The organism is Microbulbifer litoralis (genome assembly GCF_023634065.1).
GTDB lineage: Bacteria > Pseudomonadota > Gammaproteobacteria > Pseudomonadales > Cellvibrionaceae > Microbulbifer > Microbulbifer litoralis.
Map to the genome: position 1 here is coordinate 1 of NZ_JALKCV010000004.1, position 15,690 is coordinate 15,690.

Consider the following 15,690-nt stretch of genomic DNA (forward strand, 5'->3'; position numbering starts at 1 on the left):
TTGAATAGTTCGGTGGCATAGCACCAGGTCAGTTCCAATCCTCGCTCCGAGGGCTTGGCGTACAGCGTCAGGTCATAGTTAACATTGAACGGCGGACTGGCCTCGCCTTCCCTTCCCCCATCTTGGAGGCCGACGATATCACTGTCCGAATACACTAGGTTCAGCACCAACTGGAACAAAGGACTATAACTGCTGTTGCGTTCCGGGTTGAGCGTATGTACCAACACCTCGAACGGCATGTCGAAATGCGCCTGGTCTTCGAGGGTCTTCTTGCGTACCGCGACGAGATGCTCGAGGAAGGAGTGCTCACCACGAACCTCACTGCGTACCACGCCGGTGTCCACGAATGCGCCAATCAGATGGCGCGTATCGGGATGCTCGCGATTGGCAGTGGCTGTCCCCAGCACGATATCGCACTGCCCGGACCAGCGTGCAAGAAACGCCGAGAAGAGTGCTTGCAGACCGGCAAACAGTGTCGCCTTGTGATTGAGGAACAGCATAGACAACGGCTTGTGCTGTGCCGGGGCGATAAGTTGCCAGTGATAAGCGCCCGCTGAACTCGGGTTCGCCGGGCGTGGATAGTCCAGCGGCAACCCATGCACTAGCGGCAGCTCGTCGAGGCGCTGCATCCAGTATGCTTCCAGTGTCGGAAGCCTTTCCTGCAGGACCTGGCGTTGCCAGGCCGAATAATCGCGGTACTGGATCGGCAAAGAAGGCAACTCAATAGGCTGCCCTTGTGACAATGCCCGGCAGGCCGCCCGAACCTCCTCCGCCAACTGTTCGTTGGACCAGGCATCTGACACGATGTGATGCAGATTGACCAGCAGTTGACCGGAATCCGGCAGCTTGATCAGCGTAGCCCTGATGAGCGGGCCGTTGCCCAAGTCATGCTCCAGTTCATCCTCCGCCTCCAGCAGTGCATCCAGTCGTCGCGCTCGCTCTCTGCTGTCGTTGTCTCGCAGGTCTACCGTCTGCAATGGGCAGTGACCCTGCGCATGGACCAGCTGCCACAGGCCGTCGGCATATTCGAAGCTTGTCCGCAGTGCCTCGTGCCGCGCTACTACGTTGTCCAGCGCCTGCCTAACGACATCTTGGCTGTAATCAACGGGTAGCTCAATGCGCATCACGATATTGAATCGCTTTCCGCTCTCGCTCAGATTGTCAACCAGCCAGAATTTACTCTGGCTATAGGACGCGGGAAAGCGGGTCACGCCGTTCGATGCACGAGCATCCGCTGCCGGGACAGGCACGGATGTGATGCGAGAAACACTGTCGGGCACAAGGGGCGAACGGATCTGCTCGGCAATATCTCTGAAGCGCGAGTAATCAAGGATATCTCGCACCTGCAACATGCAACCGAACAACTCGTACAGCCGGCTGCGCAGCTGCATCGCGATCAGCGAATGACCGCCGAGTTCGAAAAAGCAGCTGTCTGCACCAATGGAATGCGCCGGCACGCCCAACAGCGATGACCAGACCTCGGCCAGCCTGAGTTCCACTTCGCCAACGGGGGCCCGATCTGCATCCGCGTCGGCGGCGGTCGCGTGTACAGGCAGATTCAGTAAGGATTTCCGGTCGAGTTTGCCATGGCGTGTCATCGGCCAGTTTCGGAGACTGTTGTAACGTGCCGGATGCATATAGGGCGGCAGCTGGTCCCGCAGTGCCTGCCTCACACTTTCTGCCAACGCCTCGGGCTCACCGCCGGAAGCATCCGCAGGCGGAATCAGATAGGCCAACAGTTGCTGGGTCTGGTGGCTGAATATCACCCGGACGTCATCGACCAGGCTGGTCGCCAGAATCGCCTGCTCTACTTCACCTGCCTCTACCCGATAGCCGCGCACCTTCACCTGACTGTCCCGGCGCCCCACGAATTGCAAACGCCCGTCGTCCAACCATCGCACGAAGTCGCCGGTACGATAGAGACGATTGCCCGTATGTGGTGGGAAGGGACTGTCGACGAAGGCTGCGCGAGTCTGGGCCTCTGCGCCAAGATAGCCGCGCGCAACGCAGTCGCCTCCTATGTAAAGTTCGCCCACGCTACCGTGCGGAAGCAGCGAACGCCTCTTCCCCAACACGTAGGCGGAACAGCCCGGCATTGGCTGGCCAATAGTGACCTGTCGTCCGTCAAGCAAGTCAAAAGCGCAGTTGACTGTTGTCTCGGTCGGCCCGTATGCATTGAGTACCTTACGGTTAAAGCGCGTGCAGTACTCGGTCAGTCGCTCCAGCGCTCGCGGGGAGGTATCGTCGCCGCCTATGATCAGATGTGGCGCATACTCGCCCTGCGATATACCTTCAATCAATGCTACAGCAAGCGGTGGCGTGGTCTTGAATATGCGCACCCGATGCTGCTCGATAAGGCGTTGGATTTCAGCCGGTTCCATCATCTGCTTCGCCGACAGAACCACAACTCGGGTACCGGAGCACAGCAACGCCAGGCCAATCAATACGGGGTCGAATGTGAACGCGTGGTTGATTAACCAGCTCTCCGGCATCTCTACTCCCAAGGCCTCGCACTGCCGCGCAAAGCCTGGCACGAAACCGGCGAACTGGCGATGCTCCACCATGACGCCCTTCGGGCAGCCCGTGGAGCCAGAGGTATAGACCACGTACATCAACTGGTCGGCGTGTGCGTCGCAGCCGATGTCCTCTTCTTCCGGCTCAAAGGCAAGAGCCTGCGCCAAGCCTAGCACCGTCAACTGGCCAGATTGCACGTGACCCCATACAGAGGGATCGGCACAAAGCAGCAACGCCGGCCTGGAATCTTCAAGAATCATGCGATTGCGCGCTAGCGATGCCTCGCCCTCCAGGCAGACGAAAGCGCTGGCGGTCTTCAGCACGCCCAGCATTGAGGCGATCGTCGAGATACTGCGCGGTCCGTGCAGGGCGACCAGAAACTCACCGTCGCCACGCATCCCAGGGCAGACCGCGTGGATTGCCGCCGCGATCCGCCGTACCCGCGCAGCCAACTCCGCGAAAGTTACCGACTCATACTCGTCCACTGCGGCAACCCGGTCCGGCGTGCGCCGGGCCTGTACATCAAACCGGGCAATCAACGACTGGAACTGCGTCGGCTCGGCAGCCTCGCCTTGCCCAAGTGCCAACAGCTTTGCCCCCTCAGCTGCACCGAGCATTGGCAATGCATAGATGTTCTGGTCCGGGTCGACAATAGCGGACTCAGCGAGCTGGAAAAGATGTCGCTGCAGGGTGGCGATCCAGGCGGCCTCGAACAGGTCGGCGTTGTAGTTGAAATGAAATTCGATGCTGTCGTCGCCGGTCTCGACCACGTATAGCGTCAAGTCGTATTTGGCCTGCTCGGACACCACCACCTCGAACCCGCCGCGGCCAGCGCCGCCATGTGTCGTACCGTCAATCATGTTGAGCATGATCTGGAAAAGTGGCGGGGCATGGCTGGCCCGCTCCTTGTGCAACTCGTTCACCAGCGAGATGAATGGGACATCGCCATTGATCATGGCTGCAATACTCGCTTCGCGGACTGCGGCTACGAGTTCGGTGAAACTCAAGTCTTCGTGGCAATCTATGCGCAATACCACAGGGTCTGCGAACTGCCCGACCAGACTTTCCAGTGCAGCACCACTGCCATCAGCGCTGGTACGTTTACCGAATGGTACGCCGATAACCACATCCGTGCTGTTGGCATGGCGGGCAATCAACACAGAAAACAGGGCATGGACGACATTGAACAGCGAAGTGCCAAACGATGCAGACAACGCCCTGAGTCGACACGACAGATCCCGGCGAAACACCGCGGAATGCATGCCGCCACGATGTCCCAGTCCTTTGCGTCGGGTGGCATTCACGGGGAGGCCGTGTACCGCGGGCAAGTCGTCTAGATGGTCACGCCAGTAATTCAACTGACACTGGAACTCCTGTCCCTTGATCTGCGATTCCTGTGCACGACAATAGTCAAAATAACTCATTGACAGTGGAGGAAGGCCGCAGGGGCGCTGCGCTGCAAACGCCTCGTAAAGCGCGTCGAACTCACGTTCAAACACTGTCATCGACTGTGCATCGAAACAGATATGGTGAACCGACAACACGAGCACGCTGCGTTGCTCACCCACCATGAGGTGTTCGATTCTGAGCATCGGTCCAGTGGCGAGATCGAAAGGATCCGTTTGCGCAAGGGACAGGCGTTCCGCGAGATGCAACTGCTGTTGTTCCGGATCCAGCTCGTCCAGCTTCAGTCGAACCCAGGGGACCACGACATCGGTGAGCAGATCCTGCTTCAGCACGCCTTCGACGATACGGAATCGTACCCTCAATGCGGTATGGCGGCGGACAATCTCGTCGACAGCTCTGCGTGCGGCTTCATCGTCGAGAGAATGCTCGAAATGGCGCGAATAGACCAGATTGTAGAGATCCTGCTCACCGTCCAACTGGCTGTGGATCCATATGCCATGCTGCTGAGCAGATGCGGTAATACCTGCGTCATCTTCGGTGGTGTCGGACGATTCTGATTTATGAAAAAGCGCAAACGGGTTTTCAAGCATATAGCTAAACATCCCTGTTATCCTGACGCATACGCGAACGCCGCCATTCCATTAAGACGAACTATTCCGTTGTCTCCCAGCGGCACTGGCCCACTGGACTATTTCAACAATAATGAAGAGGCATTACTGTCGAGGTCAGAAGCTTCGGCATTGAGACTGCTTGTCCGAACCTTCCCAATCGCATGGCAAATGTGTTCTGCAAATAAAGAGGATCGATAGCTTCGAGTTAACTTGAAGCCACAGGGAAGAGCTGTCCACTACTACCTATCACTGCAGTCACAGAAGTAACGGTTCAGTACATTGCAGAATATTCAACAGGTATTAAGCCCTGACCCATGACATGCTGAACACGAAACTCTCTTCCAAGGAATAGGGTTGGCTGTGTGCAGGCAGGTGGCGCCCAGCAATCGAAAGCTGGTTCGCGGTGTTAGAGGTGAGAATCGAGAGAAACCAACAAGCACAAAAAAAGAGACTGTGCGTGAAAAAAAATGCTGCGAATGCATGAATTCCCCAAACTTCAATATTATCAAAATTATTCGAGTAGACGAAATACCAAAACTCGCGCCTTCCTATCTGAGACATTAATGGATAATCAAACCACAAATCAAATGATATTTTTACTGTGACAAGATATAACGAGAAGAAATTCGCGCCAATTTTAGGCCATGAAGGAAACCACCCAAAGGTCCTTACCATTTTTCCTGTCATATATGGCGATGGCTCTATAAGCTGGCTGTAATCCCAGCGATACCTGCGACGGCAGCATCAAGAAAATACTACCAATTAATCCCGGCCATTTACCAACCCTCCTTGAGCTATGAAGTAAACATCCGCATTCTAAGAATGCGGATGTTTACTTAATTTTCAAGATAGTTTGACAATGCGACCGTTCTTGTCTGAGTATTTCGAATACTAATGCAGTATCAACAGATACGTGGCAGTTGCTCACCAGGAAGACGGTGGAGTATACGTTCCAATCCCAGGGTGGTTCGAAGCGTTACTTCTGGTATATTTGCGCTGCTAACAACACCAATGACCTGACTTGATTCACAACACTTGCTCCTCTTAAGCACAGCGACTGCGAGTTCAGCCTGCTGGGGTGCTACCAGAGCAATAAAACGCCCTTCACTGGCTACATACAGCGGATCAAGTCCCAGCAACTCACAGGCACCCCGCACCGGTTCGCAGACTGGAATTTTTGACTCCGATACCATGAATTTCATCTGTGCGTTTTCAGCCAGCTTTACCAGTGCGGTGGCTGAGCGGCATCCTCTCCTCCCCTTCCGGGAGGACCGCGATCATCGCCGCGGTGGTAATCATCAGCCCCGCGATCGAGGAGGCGTTCTGTAGTGCGGAGTGCGCCACCTTGGCAGGATCGATTATGCCCATTTCGATCAGGTTGCCGTATTGCTCTGTCTGTGCGTTATAGCCATAGTTTCCCTTGCGCTTTCGCCGAATCCCGGTGTCTTCACCGCCGCGGTATGCATGGTGCCGCGCATGGCATTGACCACCAATGTTGCCAGCGCTTCGCCCTCGATATCTTCGGCGATAAACAGCAGAGGCTACAGCGAGATCTATCCATAGGATTCATTCCCGAAACCACTGCCTTGAACCCCTCCTGCATGATGGCCTGGGCCAGCACCGTGGCGGTGGTGGTGCCATCACCGGCCACTTCGGAGGTCTTGGCAGCGACCTCCTTCAGCATCTGTGCGCCCATGCTCTGGAACTTGTCTTCCAGTTCGACCTCCCGGGCAATGGACACGCCGCCCTTGGTGATCACGGGAGCGCCGTAGCTCTTTTCGATGATGACATTGCGGCCCTTGGGGCCGAGGGTGGCCTTGACTGCGCCGGTGATAATCTTCGTGTGGGCGTCGGTTCCGAATCTGATTTCCCTGGCTGGCATGATCGCACTCTATGGATTTTGGCTGGCCATTGATCCGCAGGGTGCACCGGTAAGCATGCGCCGTGACGGTACCCCCTGTCCGGGCCGGGTAGTTGCCTGTGTCTTTACTGAATGGAAATCCGCTTGGGCTTGGAAACTTCGCGCTTGCCGATTGTCAGGGTCAGGACGCCATTCTCGCCTTTGGCGGAGATGTTTTCCGGGTCGGCGGTCTCTGGCAAATTAAAGCGACGATAGAACATGCCATGGGAGCATTCGCTACGCATATAGCCCTCTTTTTTCTCTTCCTTTTCCCACCTGCGTTCGCCTCGGATAACCAGGTTACCGTTATCCAAAGTGATATCGATGTCCTTTGGATCCACACCCGGAATGTCGGCCTTGACCAGGAACTGGTTATCTTCTTCGATCACATCGACAGATGGAGCCCACTCACGGCTCGCCATTTCGCCTTCCTCATCAAAAAGGGACGGCCATCGCTCGCCCATGCTGCGGGTCAACTGGTCGAAATCTTCCTGGAAACGGTGCCATAGGTCGGTAGGTCTTCTGGCTGGAACTTTCATACTTTCCTCTCATGATCGGTGACAGAATGCGCCGCAGATCGGCGCAAATGGACAGGAAAATTATAGCGGGATAATTGGAAATCTGACGATCCGACCTACGCCAGAATGGGCCTGTATTGTCTGAACTCTCACGCACTTTTGAATATCCATTGCACGCGATGGCATTTGCCGTCGTCGACCAGTGTAACGCGATCGCCTTCAATCGATTGACCATCTACCGTCAGTGTCTCGATTTCGCGGCAGCCCCCGCCGGAGTTGTACACCTCAATATCGTAGCGGCTGCTCCGGAAGCGCAGCGATAAACGGAACTCGCTCCAGGATTCCGGCAGACAGGGTTTTATCTCCAGGGCGTTACCATCGAGGATTCTCGCCCCCAGCAAGGCTTCGAGTGCCCCGCGATATAGCCATCCGGAAGCACCGGAATACCAGGTCCAACCGCCGCGGCCAACGTGAGGTGGCACGCCGTACACATCGCCGGCTAACACATAGGGTTCGGTGCGGTAGCGCTGTACACCGGCACCGGTCTCGGTGTGCGTGATCGGGTTCAACAGGTTGAACAGGTGCCATGCGCGTTCGTTGTGGCCCAAGCCGGCGGCCGCCCAGACTGCCCAGGTGGCGGCGTGGGTGTACTGGCCGCCGTTTTCGCGGATGCCCGGCGGGTAACCCTTGATGTAGCCGGGATCCTTCTTGGTCCGGTCGAAGGCTGGCTTCAACAGCAGTATCTGCCGGGCGTCTTCATTCACCAGATGTTCGTAGGCCGAGTGGATTGCCTCACGTGCCCTTTCGGTCGGCACCTGCTGGGACAAGACCGACCAGGTCTGTGCGATCAGATCAATCTGGCACTCATCGCTCTCCCGGGAACCGATCGGGGTACCGTCATCGTAGTAGGCGCGCCGATACCAGGCGCCGTCCCAACCATTTTTTTCCACCTGCTGGCGAAAGTTGTCCCCCAGTTCCCGATAGTAGTCGGCCAGCGCCCGATCACCGATGTAATCGCACAGCGGCGCCATGTCGCGGCATACGCGCAGCAGAAACCAGCCCATCCATACGCTTTCGCCGCGCCCGGTGGTACTGATGCGGTTGAAGCCATCGTTCCAGTCGCCGTTGCCGATCACCGGCAATCCGTGCGGCCCCACGGCGCTGGCGCGCTCGATCGCGCGGCAGCAGTGTTCGTAGAGAGAGCCGGATTCATCGGCGGTATCAAATTCCGCGTAGCGCTCGTGCTCATCCCGCGCCAGTGGCGCGCCCTGCAGGTAGCTAACCGGTTCGTTCAGGATGCCGTAGTCACCGGTGGTGCGGATATACTGTGCTGTGACCAAAGGCAGCCACAGCAAGTCATCGGAACATCGGGTGCGCACACCGCGCAGCGGTTCCTCGTGCCACCAGTGCAATACATCACCATCCTGAAACTGGCGCGAGGCCGCCCGCAGTATATGGTCGCGGGTCCATTCGGGATGAGTCCACAACAGTGCCTGTACGTCCTGCAACTGGTCGCGAAAGCCGAAGGCGCCGCTGGATTGGTAAAATCCGCTGCGGCCCCACAGGCGACAGGCCAACGTCTGGTATGGCAGCCAGCGGTTAACCAGGATTTCCGTCGCCTTGTCCGGTACCGCAATCTGCACGCTGCCGAGATAGTCTTCCCAGAACTGCTCGAAGATCTCGCGGGCCTGTTCGGCTTTTTCAGGGGCACGGAACTGCTTCGCCAGCTCCAGCGCCTGTGTGCGGTCACTGCCCTCGCCCATCACAAAATAGACCTGCTGGGTTTCACCGACACCCAGGTCGATATGAACCTGGTAAGCGGCACAGGGGTCGCCACCGCACTGCACCCGCCCGGACAGCCCGATGCGGAACAGGGCCTCGGGCGCGGCCAGACCGCCCGCCCTGCCGAGGAATTCGTGACGGTCGGTGGTCAGTCCGTGTGGCGGCAGACTGGCGGTCAGGAAGGCGACGCCGGGGTTGGCGTCGGGCACAAACGCGTTGCGAGCCAGCAAGGCATTGCTATCGGATTCGAATTCACACACCAGGTAGGGCCAACTGGCCGCGCGCACCAGCCCCTGGACCCACTCCACGTAGTAAGTGGCGGTGAGGCGCCGCGGTCTGTCCCAGCAGTTTTTCAGCGTCAGGCGCGCGATTTTTACCGGTGCCTCCCGGTCCGCATAAAAGCGCAACGCTTGCTCCAGACCATGGCTGTTGTGGCGAAATTCACTGTAGCCGGCGCCATGGCGTACCTGGCAGGCGGCCGCGGCCGGGCGCGGCGCCGGTGTCGGCGTCCAGACTTCGGCCGTCTCTTCGTCGCGCAGGTAAAGCACTTCGCCGCTGGGATCGCGCACCGGGTCGTTGTTCCAGGCCGTCAGCCGGTGCTCGCCGCTGTTGCCGCTCCAGGTACAGCAGGAACCGCCTTCGGAAACCAGGCAGCCGAAGCCCGGGTTGGCAATCACATTGACCCACGGGGCCGGCGGGCGCTGCCCCGGCTCCAGGTGCAGGATGTATTCGCGGCCATCCGCGGAGAAACCGCCGAGACCATTGTCGAACAGCAGATCCGCCGGGCGCTGCAGTTCCGGTGTCGACTGTGAGACGCCCTCGTCCGGGCGCACCGGTACAAACGGCGGCAGCGGCTGTAGCTGTGACTGCAGGCTGGCAGCGCCGCGCTCGAGCTGGGTCGCAACCGAGCCGGCATCGGAATCCAGTACCACCCGGGCCGCAGCCAGCAAGCGGATACGCTCGACCCCGGGCAGTTCCTGCCCCGGTACCATGATGACCGAGCCGGCCAGCTTGCGCAGCGTGCGGCCGCGGATATCGTCGATCATTTCCTGCAGGCGGTCGCGGGTCTGCTGGGCATAGCCGGCGGATTCCTCGTCGATGATTACCAGGTCCACCGGCAGACCGCGGCCGCACCAGAGTGTATGCGCCTGCAGGATCGGCTCGGCAAAGCCGATATCCTGCTCCTCGCGGATCTGCACCAGCAGTATCGGGTTGTCGCCGGAGATGCCGCGGCTCCAGAGACCGGGCTGGATATGACGGCTACGGGCGAGGACGCGGGAAGGCGCCCGCAGGCCGCTGACCGGTGCCAGCACTGCCGAAAGCAGGTCTGTCATCCAGCGCATGTCGCCGGCGGCAATATGCAGATTGCGCAACTCCTGCTCCGATTGCATCCGCGCCAGGTCAAACACCCAGTGGGCCTTGGGCCGCGAGTGGTAGTAGCGCAGCGTCGACAACAGTTCGCGCCGGGATTTACTCACACCGGTCAGGTAGAGGATTTCGATTTCCGATTGCGGCGCTACTGTCACCTCCAGGGCCGAGGCGATCACCGGGTCGAGCACCGGGCCGGTAGTACCGGTGAATCCGGCCAGGCCGTCCTGCAGCGCCTGCGGCCTCGCCGGGGATCCGCCGCGGCCCAGGAAGCGGCTGCGGTCGGTTTCCCAGGCCAGCTTATGCCAGATTCCCGGCTGTCCAACCACGCAGTGGGCAAGGTAAATGGGCTTTTCATTGCTGCCGCGGGGCCTGCGCCGATACAGCATCACCTGTTCTTCGGCCAGGTACTGGCTTTCCACAAACAGTTTGGCGAAAGCCGGGTGTCGCTGGTCTTCGCGCTCCGGTGCCAATACCACCTCGGCAAAATCGGCCAGCAGCAGATGGCGCTTCCGATCGCTCTCGTTCTTGATGACCAGGCGCCGTACCTGGACATCGTGTTGCGAACTGACCGCCGTGTGCAAACGGCAGAACAGGTCCGATTCGCGGCGCTGCAATTCCACCCCCTGGGGGGAAAAGTTCGCCTTGCAACGGCGGGCATCGCCGCCGCAAGGTGCCAGACCGACGGAGAAAAGTTCGCCACTCTCCAGGTCGCGCACATAACTCCAGTGGCCCCACTGGTGGCGGGTGGGATCCGGCTGCCAGCGGGTGACAGCAATATTGTCCCAATGGCAGCCACCGGCGCCATCGGCCGCCTGCACCAGGGTCAGATGACCGTTGGACAGCAGGTTGTATTGCGGGAAGGGACGCTGCAATTCGGCCCACCAACTCTCCAGTGCCACTTCCGCATGGAAGCTACGCATCACACCGGGGCGCTTCCACGGCCTGAGTGCGGGCGGTGCCGCGGGCAGGCGCTCATACAGCAGCGGTGACAGGCCCGCCACACGCACGTCGCTGTGAAAACGCCGCAACATGATATCGCCGTGCAGGAAATTGTTCAGGGCCAGCAGGATCATGCCCTGGTGGTGGCTCATATAGGAGCGCACCGTGCGCGCCCGGCGCGGGGCCGGTTTGGCAGTGCGACCGAAATCGATCGCCTCGTAGAGACCGAAACGGCCATAACCGCCGTGGGCACGCAACTGACGCAAATTTTCCATCACCGCGGAAGCCGCGAAAGGCAGTGCCATCATCGATGCGTAAGGGGCAACCACGATGCGATCACCCAGGTCGCGACGAAAACCGATTCCCGGAACCCCGAAGGCGCGGTATTGGTAGTGCAGGTGGCTGTCCAGTTCATAGTAGCCGGACTCGGCAATCCCCCAGGGCAGACCGAAACCGCCGGTAAATTCCCGGTGTACATCGATGGCATTGCGGCAGGCGCGGCCGATCAGGCTGTTGTGCGGCGTTTCCATCAGCAGCCGCGGCATCAGGTATTCGAACAGTGTTGCGCTCCAGGACATCAGCATTACCCGGTGATGCAACCGCCTGAAAGGGCGCTCCAGGTGGCGCCAATGGCGCGCGGGTATATCGCCCTTGGCAATGGCCAGGAAACCGGTCAGGCGGGATTCGGAGGCCAGCAGGTCGTAATAATTGGGATCCAGCGCCGCGTCGGTAACGTTGTAGCCGATATGGAACAGGTGGCGATCCGGGTCATAGAGAAAGGCGAAATCCATTTCCTCCACCCACTGGCGTGCGCGGGTCGCAAGCCGCATCAGCTCGCCACTATAGTCATCCGCCTTCCGGCGCGCCGTTTCGAGTGCATCGCCGAGTTTGTCATTCCAGGCCCGGGTGTCATCACGTTGGTCTTCCGGCACGGTATCGAGGGCACCCCGCAATTCTGAAAGCCTGCGCTCCGCCTGGGCGCAGGTCTCTTTCAGGGTCGCCAGTGTGACAGGTGCCCGCAGCAGTGCCACCAGGGACTGGAAGGCCTGCGCCAGCGGGGCCCGCTCCTGCAGATAAGCCGCGGGTGGGGATTGGATCAATCTCTGCCACGGTTCCAGGCTTTCCTGATAGCGGCGCGCTGCAACCGACTGCCGGTGCAGTTCATCGAGCCAGTGCCGCAGGCGCGCGAGTGCCTCGGCACTGAAATTCCTGTCATCCTGTTCAATCAGTTCCAGCACCTGCGCCTGAAGTGCCGGCACTTCCCGCTCAAAGAGCGCATCGATGAGCTCCCACCAGAGCCCCTGCTCCGCTTCCTGTTCGAGCCGCTGGCGCAGCTGTCGGATCGCGCCGATGACCGCAGCGGTTTCCGCCGGGGTTTCCGTCGGTTCCGGCGTGCCCAGGGTTGCCGCCACCACATCGAGGGTGTCAAAAATTCCCTGTACCAGTTGTCGGCCACTGAACGGCGTGACGCGCAGTGCTTCCAGTGCCTGCGCCAGCGTCAGCAGGCTGCCGGCCAGGTTACCGCTGTCAACGGTGGAGACATAGCGTGGATTGAGCGGATGCAGCTCACGGGTTTCGTACCAGTTGAGAAAGTGGCCACGATAGCGCTCCAGACCGCGCATGCGCTCGAGCGTATTATCCAGTCGAGCCAATAGCAGCGACAAGTCCAGATAACCAAAGTCGTAGGCGCTGACAATGGCCAGCAGGCCCAGGCCGATGTTGGTGGGAGAAGTGCGCCGCGCTAGTACTGCCAGGGGTTCCTCCTGGTAGTTGTCCGGCGGCAACCAGTGGTCATCCGGCCCCATGAAATGCTCAAAGAAGAACCAGGTTCGCCGAGCCAGCATCCTCAGTTCCCGGCGGTCCTCCTCGGTGAGCACGGGTTCCTCGACTGGCTTGGGGCGATTGATGTGGTGAATCAGTTGCGGTGCGAAAAGCCAGGCCAGCAACAAGGGAGCAGCGGCCAGCAGGTTCCCGGGGGCTGTGGCAAGCAATATCAGGGTCGCCAGCGCTGCCACCGCCGGCGAGACCCACAATTGTCGCCAGCTTCCGTAGGCGCTCAGGCCAGCGCCCACGGTGCGGTTTACATGGGCGGCCGAAGTCCACTCCAGCAGTCGTCGGTGTGAGATGGTCAGCCGGTAAAGGGTGCGCGCAACCGCGTCCAGTGCGTTGATTGCCTGACTCGGCAGTAGCGCCAATGTCAAAAGCCAGTGCAGGGAACGCTGTTTCAGCGCTGCCGGGCTGCCACGCAAGTGCCGGTGAGCGCGTCGCAGGTCGGCGATACTGCGCCACAGTAATGACAGCAGGTCCACCCACACCGGTGCTGCGGACAACAGCAGCAGCCCCAGTGTCCAGGCCCAGGCGCTGCCGGGCAGCCAACCGCTCCAGGCAAGCAGGAACAGCAACAACAGGCTGGGTGCTTCAAGACTGCGACGGAGATTATCGGCAATCTTCCAGCGGTGGATCGGCGGGAGCGGATTCAGTACCTTGCTACCCGCGGCTACTGGCACTCGCTTGCGCAACCAGGGGAGCAGTTGCCAGTCGCCGCGGATCCAGCGGTGATTGCGCCGCAAAAGGGCGAAAACATTGGGCGGGTACTGCTCGTAGAATATCGTATCCGATACCAGTGCCGCGCCGCCGATTGCGCCCTCCAGCAGGTCGTGGCTCAGGATGGCATTGTCCGGCAGTTGACCGGCCAACGTGCGGGAGAAGACCTCGGGATCGTAGATCCCCTTACCGGCAAAAATTGCCTCGCCGAACAGATCCTGATACGCGTCAGAGACCGCATGGGTATAGAGGTCCACGCTGCGGTCACCGGCGAAGATCTCGCTGAAGACAGTCTCTTCGGAAGACGACGGATCGGTTTCCAGGCGCGGTTGCAGAAAGCCGTAGCCGGAAACCACCCGTTCCCGATCTTCCCCGGATTCCGCGCGATTGAGCGGATGCGCAATGGTGCCGATCAAGCACCGAGCCGTCCCGGGGGGCATCTGGCTATCGGCATCCAGGGTAATGACGTAGCGGATATCATTCAGTAGTGTCCGATCACCGAAAGTGTGTACAAAGCCGGTCTCTTCGTCGCCTTCGAGCAGCCGGTTAAATTCGATCAACTTGCCACGCTTCCGCTCCCAACCCATCCAACAGTTTTCCGCCGGATTCCACAGGCGTTCCCGGTGCAGGAGCAGGAAAGGTGCCCTGCCCTCGCTGTCGGCATAGCGTCTGTTCAATGCCTCAATCGCGCCGCGCGTGTGGTGCAGCAGGCCTTTATCTACGGATAGACTGCGGGAATCGGCATCGGAAAAGTCACTCAACACTGCATAGATCAGGTTATCCTCATCGTTGTTGAGGAAGTTCATCTCCAGGGTTTCGAGAACCTTCTGTACGTCTTCCAGGTCGGCGAACAACACCGGCATAACGACTGCGGTGCGATACTCGCCCGGAATTCCCTGCTCCAAATCGAGTTTGGGAAGCTTGCGCGGTGGCAGACTGTGGGTGATCAGGCCGTTGACCAACGCCAATGCCATTCCCACGAGCGGCACAGCAGCAACAGCCACCACCAGCAGTGCGAGAGCGGGATTGGTGCCGCCTGCCAGCAGACACACAAGAAATGCAATCGCCAGTGGGACAGAAAATGCCGTCAACGCGGAAAAATAGACGCGCGATGCCCGTTGCAGTATCCATTTGTGGAGTCGTTCGGTGTTGCCCGGCCGATAGTGCAGCACCCCTTCAAGCGCCTGTTGTCCCTCGCCCACCAGGTAGTAGCCGACATGTCGCGCACGGTCGCCCCTCCCTTGTTGTTCGCTTAAGTCAATCGCATGCTGGGCCACCTGGTGTTCGCTGCAGTTGCTGCCACGTGCCAGCCTTTCGACAACCCCCCGGTACCAGTCCCGGGTTTCAAAGTCCATATTGCGGTAAGCACCCGCAGGATCCGTTTCCAGTATTGCCTGCACGTGGCTCAGGGACTCCACGAATCCTGGCCAGTCGTACGTACGCAGCTCGCGCAGGCTGATTATGATACTGGCAATGCCGACTCCGGCAGCTTCGTCGCTATCTTCCTCGCCCTCATGCTCTTCCCTTATCCGGGCAGCAAGCGCTTCTTCGGCCAGGTCTACCAGCCTCTCCAGCAAGCCCAGTCGCATCAGTGCGGGCAGAGCCCAGAGCTCGCCGGTGGTCAATGTGGTTTCGCTCTGGTATATGCCTACCAGATTCTGTACCGATTCCATATCCAGCGGCTGCATGACCCGACCGACAAGCACGTCCGCCAGACATCGGGATCGCAGATCCGTAGTGCCATTCTCGTCCACCACTTTGGGCAATTGCCGGAGATAACTCGGCGGCAGGGATTCCCGCACGAGCTCCAGCGCCTCCTGGACAACGTGGCGGTTGTCCAGAAGCCACTCTTCGCTACGATTGCCCTTTTCACCGGCCTCGACCCGCTCCGAGAGTCGTTGATAGACACCTTCGAAATAGTGTTCCAGCTGTCCAAGCTGTGAGCGGAGCGGGTATCGGGGCCGAGTGTTGAGGAAATGCCGGTGGCGTTGTGCGAGCGTGGCAATATCCCGCTGACGTTGTAGCTCGTCCCGGGTTGCGTCCGGATTGTCCGCTTCCAGCGTCACGCCCTGTGAGTGTTTTTTGCGACGCAAAAAACCGTGCC

At 59.5% G+C, this 15,690-nt stretch carries 4 protein-coding genes and 1 pseudogene; all 5 read right to left on the reverse strand.

What is annotated here, in order from left to right; translation table 11 throughout:
- The coding region (locus MWN76_RS07555; protein WP_250460733.1) for a non-ribosomal peptide synthetase at positions 1-4,523 on the reverse strand (4,523 nt) is incomplete at its 3' end.
- Between the two features lie 911 nt (positions 4,524-5,434).
- On the reverse strand, positions 5,435-5,761 hold the full coding sequence (locus MWN76_RS21270; protein ID WP_425606608.1) for an AIR synthase-related protein: 327 nt from the start codon (positions 5,759-5,761) through the stop codon (positions 5,435-5,437).
- Positions 5,762-6,078: 317 nt separating this feature from the next.
- Positions 6,079-6,414 (reverse strand): annotated as a pseudogene (locus tag MWN76_RS21275) (TCP-1/cpn60 chaperonin family protein); the annotation flags it as partial.
- A gap of 104 nt (positions 6,415-6,518) precedes the next feature.
- Positions 6,519-6,971: an Hsp20/alpha crystallin family protein gene (locus tag MWN76_RS07565; RefSeq protein ID WP_250460735.1), complete on the reverse strand. Its 453-nt coding sequence runs from the start codon at positions 6,969-6,971 to the stop codon at positions 6,519-6,521.
- A 128-nt stretch (positions 6,972-7,099) separates the two neighbouring features.
- A complete protein-coding gene (locus MWN76_RS07570) occupies positions 7,100-15,679 on the reverse strand; it encodes a GH36-type glycosyl hydrolase domain-containing protein (RefSeq protein ID WP_250460738.1) in 8,580 nt (2,859 codons plus the stop codon).
- Between the last annotated feature and the right edge of the window lie 11 nt (positions 15,680-15,690).